13 protein-coding genes are annotated in these 14,958 nt (G+C 68.2%); 4 read left to right on the forward strand and 9 right to left on the reverse strand.

What is annotated here, in order from left to right:
* Positions 1–410 precede the first annotated feature (410 nt).
* Positions 411–1,115, forward strand: a complete 705-nt coding sequence (locus HLK59_RS16080) for a hypothetical protein (RefSeq protein WP_171142111.1) — start codon at positions 411–413, stop codon at positions 1,113–1,115.
* Positions 1,112–1,558, forward strand: coding sequence for a helix-turn-helix domain-containing protein (locus HLK59_RS16085; protein WP_171142112.1), 447 nt, complete (start codon positions 1,112–1,114; stop codon positions 1,556–1,558). The genes HLK59_RS16080 and HLK59_RS16085 overlap by 4 nt, the downstream gene beginning before the upstream one ends.
* A 155-nt stretch (positions 1,559–1,713) precedes the next feature.
* On the opposite strand, the gene HLK59_RS16090 is transcribed toward HLK59_RS16085, so the two are convergent.
* The 3 genes from HLK59_RS16090 to HLK59_RS16100 all read right to left on the reverse strand — a co-directional run bounded on the left by HLK59_RS16090 (position 1,714) and on the right by HLK59_RS16100 (position 4,598).
* Complete coding sequence (locus HLK59_RS16090; protein WP_171142113.1) at positions 1,714–3,567, reverse strand: pentapeptide repeat-containing protein; 1,854 nt, start codon at positions 3,565–3,567, stop codon at positions 1,714–1,716.
* A gap of 400 nt (positions 3,568–3,967) precedes the next feature.
* Positions 3,968–4,372: a toxin Doc gene (locus HLK59_RS16095; protein ID WP_171142114.1), complete on the reverse strand. Its 405-nt coding sequence runs from the start codon at positions 4,370–4,372 to the stop codon at positions 3,968–3,970.
* Positions 4,341–4,598, reverse strand: a complete 258-nt coding sequence (locus HLK59_RS16100; RefSeq protein WP_171142115.1) for a YlcI/YnfO family protein — start codon at positions 4,596–4,598, stop codon at positions 4,341–4,343. The genes HLK59_RS16095 and HLK59_RS16100 overlap by 32 nt, the downstream gene beginning before the upstream one ends.
* A 332-nt stretch (positions 4,599–4,930) precedes the next feature.
* On the opposite strand from HLK59_RS16100, the gene HLK59_RS16105 reads away from it, so the two are divergent.
* Positions 4,931–5,506, forward strand: a complete 576-nt coding sequence (locus tag HLK59_RS16105) for a hypothetical protein (RefSeq protein ID WP_206327186.1) — start codon at positions 4,931–4,933, stop codon at positions 5,504–5,506.
* Positions 5,507–5,947: 441 nt separating this feature from the next.
* Here the strand turns inward: HLK59_RS16105 and HLK59_RS16110 are convergent, their stop codons facing one another.
* From HLK59_RS16110 to HLK59_RS16120, 3 genes are all read right to left on the reverse strand, one after another.
* Entirely contained in the window at positions 5,948–6,640 is a 693-nt protein-coding gene (locus HLK59_RS16110) for a hypothetical protein (RefSeq protein ID WP_206327187.1), read from the reverse strand.
* A gap of 467 nt (positions 6,641–7,107) precedes the next feature.
* On the reverse strand, positions 7,108–7,689 hold the full coding sequence (locus HLK59_RS16115; RefSeq protein ID WP_171142118.1) for a hypothetical protein: 582 nt from the start codon (positions 7,687–7,689) through the stop codon (positions 7,108–7,110).
* A 221-nt stretch (positions 7,690–7,910) separates the two neighbouring features.
* Positions 7,911–8,255 (reverse strand): helix-turn-helix domain-containing protein, encoded by a 345-nt coding sequence (locus tag HLK59_RS16120; protein ID WP_171142119.1) that lies wholly within the window; start codon positions 8,253–8,255, stop codon positions 7,911–7,913.
* Between the two features lie 211 nt (positions 8,256–8,466).
* On the opposite strand from HLK59_RS16120, the gene HLK59_RS51015 reads away from it, so the two are divergent.
* Positions 8,467–8,991, forward strand: coding sequence for a hypothetical protein (locus tag HLK59_RS51015; RefSeq protein ID WP_171142120.1), 525 nt, complete (start codon positions 8,467–8,469; stop codon positions 8,989–8,991).
* Positions 8,992–9,007: 16 nt separating this feature from the next.
* Here HLK59_RS51015 and HLK59_RS16130 read toward each other — a convergent pair whose 3' ends face one another.
* The 3 genes from HLK59_RS16130 to HLK59_RS16140 form a co-directional block, all read right to left on the reverse strand.
* Positions 9,008–9,295 (reverse strand): hypothetical protein, encoded by a 288-nt coding sequence (locus HLK59_RS16130; protein WP_171142121.1) that lies wholly within the window; start codon positions 9,293–9,295, stop codon positions 9,008–9,010.
* Between the two features lie 448 nt (positions 9,296–9,743).
* Positions 9,744–10,634 (reverse strand): serine peptidase, encoded by an 891-nt coding sequence (locus HLK59_RS16135; RefSeq protein ID WP_171142122.1) that lies wholly within the window; start codon positions 10,632–10,634, stop codon positions 9,744–9,746.
* Positions 10,631–14,920, reverse strand: coding sequence for a hypothetical protein (locus HLK59_RS16140; RefSeq protein ID WP_171142123.1), 4,290 nt, complete (start codon positions 14,918–14,920; stop codon positions 10,631–10,633). Before HLK59_RS16140 ends, HLK59_RS16135 begins: the two co-directional genes overlap by 4 nt.
* Positions 14,921–14,958: the final 38 nt, after the last annotated feature.

Raw genomic sequence — 14,958 nt, forward strand, 5'->3', positions numbered from 1 at the left:
CCCCACCCTCATCTACCCCCTCCTCTTCGCCGTACGAGACAGATGGGTATAAGACACAGCCCCCAGCCCACCCCAGAAAACCAGCAGTGAAAACCAACGACGCCACACCACTGAAAAACCCACGACGCCCATCACTGGAGGGACATATCGAGGTCGATCTGTCTCGACTGAGGGGGCACATCGACCGGCCAATGTCAACCAGGGACGACATGCTCTAAGCGCTCGTGTTAAGTGCAGGCGACATCTGGGACGGATGCGTCTGGCGGGCCGACCGCCGGGCGGGCAGGGGGGAGATCTGTCCCCCCTGGAGGGACACAACCTGCGCGACATGTCGTGTCGGAGCGACATCTGTTTCAAGCAGAGCTGACATACTGCTGCGCGTCGGAGATCAACAACGTGGGAGCAGCTTCGTGTCGACTGAGCCGCAGGGCCACCGTCCAAGCGCCAAGGAGGCGCCACAGCCGAAGCTGCCGCTGGACGATCCCTCCGACGCCTGGAACCAGCCGCTACGGCCCGTCAAGGACCTGGACGACGTTGCACGGCAGTACCCGGGCCGGAAGCTCTCGCTGGGCGAGAAGCGCAAGCCCATGGAGTTCTACAGGACGGAGGAGCAGCCGAACGCGTTCTCCATGGACAGCCTGGAGTTCTTCCTCGTCATCGCGCAGTTCTTCCGCGAAGCGCTGCCGCTGCGGCTCATCCTGCTGATGATCGCCTGTCAGAAGGCCGGCGGGCGGATCCCCCTGACACAGGGTGAGATGGCGACCGTCCTGGACGTGCAGCGCACCAAGGCGAACGAGGCCCTGGGCGAGATCATGTCGCATGGCATCGTCTTCCGGGTGAAGCGCGGGGTGTACCAGTTCAACCCGCCCTACAGCTATCGCGTAGCGGAGTTCATCCCGGGCACCGAGACCATGGAGCCCGAGTACATCAAGGTCGACCAGCACGTCACCCTCAAGCAGATCCGTGCGGACCAGAGCCTGCCCGAGTTGGTGCGGTTCCCTTCACTGGAGAAGATGAGGCAGGAGATCGAGCGGCTGCGTAAGGAACGGGCAGACGAGCGAGCTCGCCGGCGCCTGGAGCGGGCGCAGCTGAAGGAGAAGGGGGCCGAACAGTGAGCGGTCTGCATTTTGCCGCGGTCAACGCGGAAGGCGTCGTCGCCGATCTCGATCTGCTGCCTGCGGCTTACCGCGTGCTGCTGAAGCTACGTGCCCACAGCGAGCCCGGCGGCCGTATCGAGATCGACCAGGGCACGATCGCCCAGATGCTCAACCTGAGCCGGACGGCGGTCAACGCGGCCCTGCGCGACCTGGACCTGGCGCAGCTGGTGAAGAAGCAGCGTGCCGGCGTCTACCAGCTCAACCCCATGCTCGCCGCCTACACCTCGCCCGAGGACGCTATCGCGGCCGTCAAGGCGATGCCGAGGAACGAGCGCCTCAACTCCACCGACTTCGTCGACCGCTACCGCAGGGCCGTCACCGCGTATCAGGACCAGCTCGCTGAGAAGCGCCGACGCCGGGCAGACGCCAAGCGCCGCCAGAACCTCAAAGCTGTCTCCTGACCCGCCCGGCCGGGCTGGCACTCCGGCGTTATCTAGGGGCCGAAGGGTTTCTGTGCAGTTCAAGAGCGCGATCGACGGCGCAGGCAAGTAGGGCACATAGCCGGGAACGGTTCGGTCGAACCGTTCCCAGGGCTTCGCCGGGCCGGGCAGGGCTGTCAGCGTTTGACGCGGTTGCGGACGGCGAGGACGGCCAGGCCCAGCAGGATGGGTTCGGTCAGGCGGGAGGTCATCTCGATGTAGGTGCCGGCGGTGGTGAGGTCCTGGCCGGAGGAGCGGAACACCACCGAGTTGAGGGTGACGTTCAGGGATTTCTCGAAGCGCTCGCCGGTGAGCCGGTTGCCGGTGGGATTTTGGGGGTCGTCCTTGTCGATCTGGAAGGTGGCCTTGCCCCCGCCGGCCGGTACGGTGCCGGTCGCGGTCTGCTTCGGGGTGTCCTGGGCAAGGCCGAAGGCCATCAGCAGGGTGATGGTGAGGAGCATGGCGAAGCCGAGCCAGGCCAGGGCCCGGGAGGCGCGCAGGCCGTAGCCGGACAGCGCCCAGTACGCGCTCAGCAGTCCCCGTTCGCTGCGGGGGATGTCGTCGGCATGGCGGCGCATCTCCATCTCCCCGTAGTAGAAGTCCGCGGCCCCCGGCTCGTGTTTCCCGTCCTCGAAGGCCTTGCGCAGAGCCCGGTACACCGGAGCCAGCTGCAACGGCCCCGTGCGCCCGGCGCCGAGGACTGCCACGTTCCAGCCCCGCACTGCTCCCGGTCGGCTGGCACGCCAGTGGTGTTCCTCGGCCAGAACGCGCCGCTCGGTGAACCGCACGGGCGGCCAGCGCCGCCACACGGCGGGCGGGGCCGTGTCGAAGGTGCAGGCGCCCTCCAGACGGAGTTGGTCCAGGTGCACGGTGCCGGCGAACAGACAACCCGACAGGTCGAGGTCGGCGAGGACCAGATGGGCCGCATCCACCCCGCGCAGCGACGCCACCCGCACCCTAGGGTCGGGCTCGCCCGGAAAGGGATCGTCCACCAGTTGCTGGCCGTCGGCGCGTAGGAACGGATCGGGTTCTGCGGCGATGGTGAGGGGGTACTCGAACACCGCATGAGCGAAGTCCACGGTGGCATAGCGCAGGCGGATCTCCGCTGTCGATGACCAGCGAGTGCGACGGCACTCCAGACGGCGCGTAGCCAATGTGAGGGTCACCGGGCTGTCGAACTTCGCGCCGGAAAGCACAACCCGCCCAGCACACACCAAAGGCCCGACGCTGTCAGCCTCCACGAAGGTCGCCGACCTGAACCAGGCGTTGCCCTTGAAGGTCGCCGACTCGAACCCGGCGTCGCTCTCGAAGGTCGCCGACTGGAACCCGGCGTCGCTCTTGAACGTTGCCGAATCGAACCCGGTGTCGCCCCCGAAGGTCGCCCACCGGAACACGGCGTCGCTCTCGAAGGTCGCCGACGCGAACCCGGCGTTGCCCTTGAAGGTCGCCGACTGGAACCCGGCGTAGCGCTCGAAGGTCGCCGACTGGAACCCGGCGTCGCTCTCGAAGGTTGCCGACTGGAACACGGCGTTGCCCTTGAAGGTCGCCGACTCGAACCGGGCGTAGCGCTCGAAGGTCGCCGACTCGAACCGGGCGTAGCGCTCGAAGGTCGCCGACTCGAACACGGCGTTGCCCTTGAAGGTCGCCGACTGGAACCGGGCGTCGCTCTCGAAGGTCGTCGACTGGAACACGGCGTTGCCCTTGAAGGTCGCCGACTCGAACCAGGCGTTGCCTAAGCGGGGGTGACCGGTTGCGGGGTCACTGAGGGCATTGAGCAAGGCGTCGAGGAGGGATTCGGTGAAGGCGGTGCCCCGGTGGTCAACGTTGACGCCGGGAGTCAGGCCGGCCAGGTAAGCGTCGCGGTCGGCGTCAACCAGGTGGGCGAGGCACGCGGTGTGGCCAGGGACATGGATGCCGTGGCACCCAACGGGGTCGGCAGAGTCTGCGCCGTGTGCGCAGTGCGGCCAGGACGGTGGTGCGGATGTGCTCATGGCGCGGCGGCTCCACGATGTCAGGTGCCCGTATGGACGCCCTGGGGACGGGAACGGTTCAGGCTCAACGGCGATGGGCCACGGCGCCCTCAAATTCCGCCGATCAGTTCGGTAAGCATTCGCCGATCAGCAGCACGTAGGCCCCGGGAAATGCGCGGATGTACTTCTGACTGCCGCCGCCAGTGCGATGGAAAAATGGGCCGCCGACCCGGCCTCGTGACCCGAGCAGCACCCTTGTGTCGCCTGACCGACGGGCAGAAGTGTCAACGCTCTCCGGAGTCCCGAACAGTACCCGGACACAACCGAACAACAGGCCGGTGCAGTCGGCACTGCTGCCCAAGGAGCACGAGCAGCAGCACCCCGGACCAAGGAAGTCCAGGGCGCTGCGCATCAGGGGAGATCAGATCCGCCAGGAGCGGATGCGATCGGCCGCGTCGTACCCATCGGCGCGGCCGGCGTCGATGTCCCTGGCAAGGTCGATCAGCGCGCCGTACGGCGGGTCGACGGCTTCGCTGGCGGCGTCCATGTACGCCGTGACGACCGCGGCGCCGTACAGGGCGTTGCGGGCCGGGAGGGGGCGCAGCCGGATGATGGCGTGCATCAGGGCCGCCGCGCGCCAGGCGTTGTCGACGGTCACGCCGACCTGCGGGGTGTTGACGCGGTGTCGGGCGACTGCCGCCACAAGGTTGGAGAAGTCGTGGACTGAGGGTTGCTTGGGCAGCACTTCCGCCTGGCGCTCCAGCAGCCAGCGGATGTCGATGTGCAGCTCCACCTCAGGCCGCCCGCCCCGGGACCTCAGCAGCATCCAGACGGGCGGGGGCGTCGTCGGGGAACGCCGCGTCGAACGCGTCTGCGTTGTCGGCGACGAACTGGCGGAAGACGTCTGCGGCGCCGTCGAGGCGGGGGTCGCGGACCGCGTTGCGTGCGGCCTCGGTGATGAGCGCGGTGACCGTGGTGCCCTCGGTCTCGGCACGCTCCTGCAACTGGGCGTGGAGGTCCTCGGGAACCCGGATCGTCACTGACTTCGACATGCTCCGACCGTACAGCAGGGCGTACAGCACGGGAGGTGTATGACGAAACTGCATCCGGACGGGGGCGTGTCCGGCGTCACCCGTCGGGGGCCACGACATAGACGAACAGTGACACACGTGACAGCGACGACCCGGGAAAATAGGCAAGTGATGACACAGCCCAGCACTGAGGGCTGTTCGAGATTCAGCAAGGACGGTCCGGGTATCTGGCCGCCCTGAAGGGGGAAGTTATGCCGAACAGCACACCGTCTGCCCCGTCTGACTCTGTCGAGCAACAAACGGCGCCTGCCCCGAAGGAGCGGCACGGGTTGCTTAGCGCGTGGGGAACGCTCTTGGCCGGAGTAGCCGCCTTGATGACCGTAGCAACTGCTATTGCCACCTCGTATGTAGCAGTCGCCACCTATCAGGATCAAAAAGACAAGGAAGAACAAAAAGCCGAGAGCGAAGCAAGAGATTTCGCCGAACGTGTCGAATTTACGATAACGGCTGAGGGTGTCGCAATTATCGACAACCCCAATCGGTTTCCTCTGAGTAGAGTAACGTTGAGCTCTTTCGTCAGCTCGGATGGCCTCTATTATAAAATTGAGGCGGAGATGCGTCCCACGTTGGTGCCTGCATGTACCCGACTGAGTGTCAGATTCGATAAGGTTTTCTCTGGCGAGCTGGGAAAGTCGACACTCGGAGGCTCGACACCAATGTTCGGGAACGCTGAAGCGCGCTTCCAGGACCGGAACGGGGATACATGGGCAGCAGACGGCAGCTCTGCCTTTGCTCGACTATCCAACGGGGAAAGCTATGCAGGGCCCACATATCGCTACGGCTCGGACACGGGGGCCGAAATCCGACAAGTTTCATTCGGAGGTACCCGTGAAGTAGCGGTGCGCGATAATTCGCCACGCTGCAAATAGAAGTCACCTATGCGGCTTCAGTGAGGTTGCAGATGTGGCCAGCTCCTGGCTCATCAAGGGCTCTTGGGGCGTCATCTGGCGTGTGTTCTCACGGTATTGCCGGGGCGTGGCACTGGTCTGCGGTACGAACGAAACCCGCCCGATGACACAGATGAACAGTGACACAGATGATCCCGGCGACCTGGGAAAACAGGGCGTTGATGACGCGGATCGGTGCCGATGACACAGATCCGCAGACTCGGCTGGACCCCGGACCCAGCTCCGGTGCACGTCCTGGGTCCGCCTGGAAAAACGCCGGCCCCAGGACCCAGGAGACCCCGCTGGACCCAGGTTCGTACGGCGAGCTGGGTCCCGTCGGGCGGGTCAGGCCGGGGTCATTGGCCGGCCTGCGACAGGCCTTCCATGAGCGGGGGACGACGTCCAGGGATGTTCCTCACCCCCCTACACCTCGCCCTGGACTGCCGGGCCCAGTTGCACTGGAGCCCAACTCACCGGGCTGGGGTGGTGCGGCAGAGGAAAACTCTGCACGACGCAGAGCCAGAGAGTGCATGAGAAGTCCGGTCCCATAACGGCCAGCAACTCGCCAGGTGCGCCCGTCCGAGGCAGTTTCGGCGTCCCATCAGACGCGAACTCCGGCTTGACTGGTTTCAGGTAGATCTGACCGTGCTTCTGGGATTCGAACCGTCCGCCACAGTCCTCATCCGATGTCCCCCGGACACCGGGACCGCCCGTGCCCTCCCCGTGAACACCAGGACTCCTTGACTGGAGCGACTTCCCATGGACGCCAGGACCGCTGCCGCTCGTCCCCCGGACACCGGGTCCGCGATACCCCGTACCCTCCACGCCCGGGCCTCCACGGCTGTTGTCTCCCTTGACCCCGGGCGCCTGCCCGACACTTTCCCCCAGCACGCCGAAGTCCTCCTCCTTCCTCCCGAAGCTGAATCCCTTCACCCCGACCGCCTTGTTGTTCGGGTCCTCCCCCTCGGCTTTCCCATAAACGCCGATACCCTGCTTCGCCAGCCCCTCCACACCCACGCCAAGAGCATCGTTCTGCCCCTTAATCCCCGGCGTGCCATCGAGGCTTTTGCCGACTTTCGGCTCATCGCCCATGAGGTCCTCCTCCACTTGATTCACGCAACGTTTCCATTGGGCGCCCCACTGGACAAAGAGACCATCTGACCGGCGCGAGCGAGTTAAGGCCTGGCCCCTCTGACGGGCTACATCGACAGCCTTGGCGAGACAGAGTTCGAGGGACAGCGCAGCCGCTGAGGGCGAATAGGCTGTTCGGACTTTCAGTCATGTCACAGGTTGCCTGTGGGCCTGTGAGGGTTGCCCTCCGCGATCAGGGTCGGGCCTCAGGCCAGATGTGCGGGCTGCGGCACGGCCCGCAGCCGACGCACGCGAGACAGAGCTGCGCCGGGGTGCGCGGGCAGTGGCAGACCGGGTTGAAGTCCGGGTCGTCCTCGCCCTCGTAGTACGGGTCTCGCCGATCAGGGGGCGGCCGTCGACGTGGACCTGGCCGTCGGCAGTGAGCGTTTCGAACCGGGTGCCGCACCAGGTCGGCTCCACCAACACCGCGATCAGCCCGTCCGGGTCGCTGGTCACGACGCGGCCCCGGGACGCGAGCCGGCTCCGGCTTCGTGGGCGCGGGCGAGCAGGGCGTTGACGGCGAGCGCAGCCGCGGGGTCGATGTCGGGCAGCCGGTCGACGGCGGCCAGCTCGTCCTCGCTCAGCCCGTCCAGGAGGCCGGTGCGGGCGAGGGTGCGCAGCAGGGCGTGGCGCAGGACGTCGGGGGCGAGGGTGGCGCGGCGGGCGGCTTCGTCCTCCAGTTGTTGGGCGCGCTCGTGTTCGGCGTCGGCGGCGAGCTCGTCCTGGACCACGGCGTCGGCGTCCGGGTCGTACACGCCGCCCGAGTTGGCGAGCAGCTGCACGATGCGCGCCCACTCAGCGACTTCGGCCGGGCCGCGTTCATCGCCGGCAAGGTCCTCGTGGTCGCGGACCAGGTGCTGCTGGAGCTCGGCTTCCTCGAGGGCGGCCGCTGCCTCCGGGTGGGTCATGCCGCGGGCCCGCCGGCGGACCGACCGGCGCCCGGCCTTCGCCCAGTCGACCGGCTCGCGGGGCGCGGCCGCGCGGTGGGCGGGCACGCGCGGGCGCCGGTGGGATCGAGGTGCGGGGGTGCTCACACAAGCCTCCCAATCGTCGCGGAAACGGTGAAGGAACTTCGGCTGCCGCGCGGTGGGCGCGGCAGCCGAAGACAGGTTTATCGCAGTCCTGAATTCTGTGCGGATAAAACGAGACATCGAGCCGTTCTATGTCCTTTAATTCGACGTGCAGGCCCGCGCAGCCGCCTCCTTCTCTGCGGAAATAGGCGTCGGTGATGGCCTCGGCAACCAGCTCGTGCAGATCATCGTCCGTCGCTCCGATCTCCCGCACGGTCAGGACCAGGTCGGCGTGCATGGGCGAGACGGCGGTCATGATGTCCCGCGTCCGAGGTCCCCTCCGGGCCGAATCCGAAGAAGGCGCGGGAGGAGATAACAAGCCCGCCGGTCGTGGCCGGGCGCTGCCGCGCCTGTACCTTGACCTGCGGTTTCCATCGCGCTTGGGTCTCCTGCACCAGAGCCTCCTGGAGGCGCTTCTGCGGCTTCTTGATGGCGCCCGAGCGATAGCGCTGCACGGTGCGGCGGGAGACGCCCAGCCGCTCGGCTACGGCCGCCGTGGAGCCCTTGGCGAGCGTGAGAAGGAATTTCATCTGGGCTCGCGTGGATTTCGGCGGCGGGACAGGTGAACAGGGCCGGTTCGGCCAGCCCGAGGCCGTTGAAGAGCTTGCGCCGGAGCGTGACCGACGCCGGGCTGGTGTGCTGATCATCCATACCGGCAGCGTCGGGCCCCTCCCCTGTGGACAGCGGCCGCCGACCGCCGGGAAGGATGACTGCGAGCACATCATCACGGGAGGGGGCGTCGTGCGGCTGACCATCGACACCGGGACGGACACCTACGAGCAGGCGATCGCCGCCGTCCAGGCCGCGTACGGGCTACGGCCGGACGTCCCGGACGCGTGGCCGGACGCGCCGGCCGCGGAACCGCGCCCCGGCCCGCAGGGCCTCGCCGACGACGACCTCGCCGACGGCTGGACGGACCAGCTGCTGTTCCAGCTGATCGCGGCGCTGATGCCCGGGGCCCGGGCGGTCCTGCGCCGGATCACCGAGCTGGGCGGCACCGCCTCGTACGACGACGTCCAGCAGCACTTCGCCCACCACCCGACGCATCCGATCCCCATCTCGCGAATCGGCGGGACCCTGACCAGCGCCAGGGCGGTACAGCGCCACCTCGGTCCGGAGGGCGCCGGCCCGCTCCTCCAGCGGGACGAACGAGCACGGCGCTACCGCATCGACGACCGTCTCGTGGCCGGCCTCCAGCAGGCCTTCGCCCTCGCCGACGCCCGCCCCGACCTGCTGCGCGGCGAACCGGCCGGACCGGATGCCTGACTGGTCGCGGCGTGCATCAGGGCCAGACGGTGTCGGACTCGGGACGCAGATCCGGCCAATCGGCCAGGAAGCGGGTGACCTTGTCGGCGGGCACGACGACGCCGGAGGACTGCCTCAGGAGCCGCACGTACTCGACGTCTTCGACGACCGCGATGACCTCCTCCCAGGTGTCATCGTCGAATGCCTGGAGCAGCCCGTAGCCGGTGTCCGTACGCTCCAGACCGGCGCCCCAGCAGAACTCGCGGTAGGCGTCGGCGTCCAGGGTGGCGGGGGTCACGAGCGCCACCCCACGGATTTTGATCATTCGGTCTCCTCTGTGCTGGGACGACGTGAACGGAGCCGCCCGGGCCTGCACTCGGGCACGGGGAGCAGCTCGGCACGCACGGGCCGGCGACCGGTGTGCGGCCGCGGCGCGTGCTCACCTATAGGGGCTCTGGAACAGCACTTCGGAGCCGTTCATCACCCTGATGAGTGACAGATCGAACGGGATTGCCCAGCGCCCGCGCCTGCGGCCGACGGGCGGCATGCCGGGTCTCCGGCCGCGCGAGGTCGAACTAATATCCCGTCGTGGCGTACGACTATCCCAGCTTCTCTGGGGGAGCGAGGCTGTAGTGGTGGTGCGGGCCTCGGGTTTATGCAGCTCAGCCACTTGTGATTGAACTCTAACCAGTGCAACAGCTGTGGTGCTATCGCTGGTTGCAGTGTTGTCTCTGGCAACCGAGCGAACTGCCGTCGCTCTGGGGCGCCGAGGATCAGATGCCGAGGTAGGGGGCGATGGTGGCGGCGGTGATCGCGGACTGCAGGTAGTTGGTGGCGTGGTGGAAGTGGAAGAGGGGGCTGATGACACTGGTGTGGTCCAAGGCGATTCCCTCGAAGTGCCGGCCGAGTTGAGGTGGGACGGCTACGGGGTCCCCGGGGTCGGCGATGTTGACCCAGCGTGTCTGCCCGGGCAAACGCACCCCCTGTGACGTGCCGCGCGCTGAACGTGGCGCGGGGGTGAGGCGTTCGAAGACCACTCGGGGCAACGCCAGGGGCGAGCCCAGGGTGAGGAACAGATCCGGCTGGAGACCCGGATGGGCGTGCAGGGCTTCGTAGGCGACGACCGAGCCCAGGGAGTGGGCGATGACAACCTGCGGTCGCTGTCTGCCGATCCGCGCGGCCACCTCCTCGCGAGCGGCTATGCGCTCGGAGGCGTCTTCGGTCCGCAAGTACGTAGCGACCTCTGGAAACAGCATCCGCAGGAAGACCCGCAGCGGGCCGTCCTCCAGGTCGAACCTGCGCGCCACCCAGGACGACAGCGCCCGCAGCGGGACCGTGGCATGTCCCTGCGAGACCTCGCCGGGGACGCCCAGCTCCTGTGCCCAGGCGGCGAGCATCTCCTGGGCGAGCGGGTCGTCCAGGAAGTCGCCGTCCTCCTCGCCTTGGGCCGGCGGGGCCGTGAGGAGCTTGTCCGCGTAGTAGGCAAAGTCGAGGTCGATCCGGTCCGCGGGCACACCGAGGCCGTTGCCCAGTTGCCGGGCCCAGGCGGCAGCCTTCAGCGCGCGGAACTCTTCCAGACGGGTGCCGGTAATGCCGGCGCCGAAGCAGTTGCCGACGCCGTGTACGGCGACGATTCGCAGCGGTGGAGTACCAGGGTTGGTCAACGGAACCTGCCTTTGAGTGGTTCGAGGTCGAGGACGGCCAGCTCCTGGCCGAAGGCGACGACGACGGTGGCGGCCGGGGTGACAGCGAGGGCAGTCACGGGTGCGGGGCAGTGAAACGTGGTCAGGCAGGTGCCGGTGGTCAGGTCCCACACGCGCACCAACTCGTCGTAACCGCCGGTGATGGCGTGGGGACGGCCGCCCAGCTCCACCACCGCCACCGCCCGCACGCCCTTGGTGTGGCCAGTGAGGGTGAGGGTCTGGATGCCGGTGGTCAGGTCCCACACCCGCAATCCTCCGTCGCTATCGCCGGTGATGGCGTGGGGGCGGCCGTCCACCTCCGCCACCGCCACCGCCTGCACGTCCCCGGTGTGGCCGGTGAGATTAAGAGTCTGGATGCCGGTGGTCAGGTCCCACACCCGCACCGACTCGTCGTAACCGCCGGTGATGGCGTGGGGGCGGCCGCCCAGCTCCGCCACCGCCATCGCATATACCGACCTGGTGTGGCCGATGAGGGTGCGGGTCCGGGTGCCGGTGGTCAGGTCCCACATCTGCATCCCATCGTCACTACCGGCGATGGTGTGAGGGCGGCCGTCCAGCTCCACCACTGCCATCGCCACCGCATGCGCAGCCATCAATCCGCTGAGGGTGTGGGTCTGGGTGCCGGTGGTCAGATCCCACACCAGCACCCCCCCGTCGGCATGACTGGTCATGGCGTGGGGGCGGCCGTCCAGCTCCGCCACCGCCACCGCGTCCGCATTCATCATTCCGGATGGGTAAGTGAGGGTGCGGGGCTGGGTGCCAGTGGTCAGGTCCCACAGCCGCACCGCCCCGTCGAAATCACCGCTGGTGATGGCATGGGGGCGGCCGTCCAGCTCCGCCACCGCCACCACCACCGCCAGCCCATCCATCCATCCGGTGGGGCCGGTGAGGGTGCGGGTGTGGGTGTGGGTGCCGGTAGTCAGATCCCACACCCGCACCTCCCGGTCGCCACCGCCGGTGATGGCGTGAGGGCGGCCGTCCAGCCCCACCACCGCCACCGCATGCACCGGCCCGGTGTGGCCGGTGAACGTACGGGTGTGGGTGCCGATGCTCAGCTCCCACACCCGCAATCCTCCGCCACGATCGCCGGTGATGGCGTGGGGGCGGCCGTCCAGCTCCGTCACCGCCATCGCATCCACCGACATGGGGCGGCTGGTGAACGTACGGGTGTGGGTGTAGGTCTGGGTGCCAGCAGTCAGGTCCCACACCAGCACCTCCCGTTCGTCACCCTCGATGATGGCGTGGGGGCGGCCGTCCACCTCCGCCACCGCCAACGCACATACCGGCCCAATGTGGCCGGTGAGGGTGAGGGTGCAGGTCTGAGTGCCGGTGGTCAGGTCCCACACGCGCACCAACTCGTCGTAACCGCCGGTGATGGCGTGGGGGCGGCCGTCCACCTCCGCCACCGCCACCGCCTGCACGTCCCCGGTGTGGCCGGTGAGATTAAGAGTCTGGATGCCGGTGGTCAGGTCCCACACCAGCACCAACCCGCCAGCACCGCCGGTGATGGCGTGGGGGCGGCCGTCCACCTCCGCCACCGCCACCGCCCGCACGTCCCCGGTGTGGCCAGTGAGGTTGAGGGTCTGGATGCCGGTGGTCAGGTCCCACACCCGCACCGACTCGTCGTAACCGCCGGTGATGGCGTGGGGACGGCCGCCCAGCTCCACCACCGCCACCGCATACACCGGCCCGGTGTGGCCAGTAAGAGTACGGGCCAGAGCTGTGGATACCTGGCTGCCTGTTGCCCAGCGCACCTGCCAGTCGGTGTCACCGGGCAGTTCTGCCTGCAGCCGTTTGTTGCGGAAGCGTGCCGCGTCCACGGCAAGGAGCTGGCGGCGTGCGGCGGGAGGAAGCGCGTGGTGAATGCCCCAGGATGCCCGGTAGACCGCGGCGTTGAGCCTGGCCTGGTCGGAGTGGGCGTATTGGAGGGCGTCCGCGAGGGTGCGGGGGTCGGCGTGCTGGAGGTAGCCGCCGTCGATGAGGAGCTCGTCCAGGCGTCCGGCGCTGATGGCGTGCTGGGCTGTGTGCCGCAGCAGGTAGGGAGTGGCCAGGTGCCACTGTCTGCGGTCCAAGGCGTCCAGGGGCACGGAGTCCAGGAGTCGCTCGTATAGCCGCGCGGCCGACTTGAGCGGGGATTCCGCTGTTGCGGGGGTGTCCTGGGCGGGCGGCTGGCTGGCCGGGTCGCGCAACCAATCGGCGAGACCTTCGTGGAAGAGCCGGTAGAGGGTGGTGCCGTCGTCGTCGACGTCGCGGCGCAGGTAGAAGCGGGCTTCGCCGTCCAGGAGCGCGTACAGGTCCGGCAGGGACAGGGGGTGGGCGCTGTCGGAGGGAGCGGTGAAGGCCGCAGCGGCGTGAGCGAGGAGGCTTTCGGGTATGCCCCGGCCCTGCGCGAAGGCGAGCGCGGTCAGCACAGGGCGCAGCAGCGGCTGGGCAGTATGGCGTTGTAGGTCGAGTTCGAGGACTTCGGGCAGGCTGCGGGGCACAGCTCGGCCGCGCCGGGCTGCCTCTTGTGGAGTGCTGGGCGCTGGCATCTGGAGGAGGTAGTGCGCGTACAGTCCCGCGGTCAGGAACTCGCCCCACTGGAGCGGGTTCTGGGCCGGGCCGCTGTCCTGGCCCTCTTCGGTGAGCGTTTCGGCGATGGCTTCCGCCAGGGCGTCCCGCAGGGGCCGCTGGGTGGCGCCGGCGTAGGGGCCGTCGGGAGCGAGTACCCGTTTGAGGTAGGAGGTCACGTCCCGGCGGATGCTGTCGGGAGCGATGGCGCTCAGGTCCGTGCAACCGCCGGCGTTCCGGGCCAGCGCAAGGAGGGCGTGGAAGCGCTCGTCATCGCGGGTGCCGACCAGCAGCCGTAGCGGGCTCCCCGGCCGCTGGGCCTGCCGGGCGAGTGGTAGGAGGAGGGCCGTGGTGATGTCCCGGGGCTGTAGGGCTTCGTCGAGGGCGTCGATGATCACGGTGACCGGCTGTCCGTCGTCAGGCAGCAGGCTCATCAGGTAGTCCGCCGGTTTCCCGGTGGTTTCCGTGCGGGTGTCGCCGGGATCCGGTCGGCCGTCCGGGGCGTGGATGTGGCGCAGTTGGCGTGCGAGGGAGGTGACGATGTCGGCCAGGGACAGGCGGCGGGTGTGAACCACCGCGATCCGGTCGTTCCTGCCCGGGGCGTCATCGTCAAGACGCGTCCACAGGGACTCGGTGGGTTGGCGCAGCGCCGGGTGCGCCGCGCAGACCAGGATGCCCAGTAGTGCCGACTTTCCCACGCCGGGCTTGCCCGTGACGATGCGCACCCCGGGCCCGGCCCTCTCCTCGTCGAGCCAGCGGGCCAGGGTGTCCAACTGTGCCGTACGGCCGCTGAAATAGCCCGGTGCCCAGTGGCGGTCGACCGGCTCGGCGCCGCTGGCGCGCAGTACGAAGTGCTGCGGGTCCCCGGCCCAGTCCGCCAGTCGGGCGATCTCCGGTGGCAGGCCCGCGAGCCGGGCGACTGGGCCTTTGCCTGGTGCATAGGAGGGGTTGGGGAAGAACGGCAGCTGGGAGAGGTCCTCATGCGCGGGAACGCGGCTGGTCTGTATCTTCTGTTCCAAGCCGCCGGCCTGCTGGGCCAGTTCCTTCACGGCGCGCTCGACGTCCCGCCAAACCGTGGGCGGCGGGATGTACCGGACGGAGGGATCGAACCGGGACCCCCGGTCGAGGTACTTCTCCAGAACCTGTACCAGAGCCTTGCTCAGCCGGTAGTCAAACGCCCTGTCCTTGTGACCGGTCGCCGCAAGCACCCAGGCCCGGCGCTCGCCCACCTCCATCCGGGCATGCCAGGCGGTCACCGCGGCCTCACCCGCGTTACAGACGTCCAGGACAAACAGGGTCAGGGGCCGATGCTGCTCCGGGTGGTCCTCGATCAGATCGATCCACCCGCTCACCGGCCGGCTCAGGCGCTTTCCGTCGCTGTCCAGGACGTACAGCTTCTCGCTGCGGTCCTCAGCCAGTTCGCCGTGCCCAACGATGTGCACGATCAGCACGCCGACGTCCTCGGCCACCACGGCCTCTTCGACTAACCTCCCACGGTCGGCAGGTCCGTCCGGCGCCCCGGCCTGGTACGGCGTGTACCGAAACTTCGACAGGACCTCTGCGACCTTGCTGGCCTGCTCGGGGGCTTCCTCCAGGACGTCCAAACCGGGCCTCGGCGAGTCACCGTCCTCGGTACGCGTCAACGCGATCCCTAACGACAGCACCGCGTGCCGCCGCAACGCACCCACGTCTTCCATCGGCCCCCCGTGCACTGGCAACTCCCGCATCCGGCGTT

Source organism: Streptomyces sp. S3(2020), from assembly GCF_013044505.1.
In the GTDB taxonomy this organism is placed as follows: Bacteria; Actinomycetota; Actinomycetes; order Streptomycetales; family Streptomycetaceae; genus Streptomyces.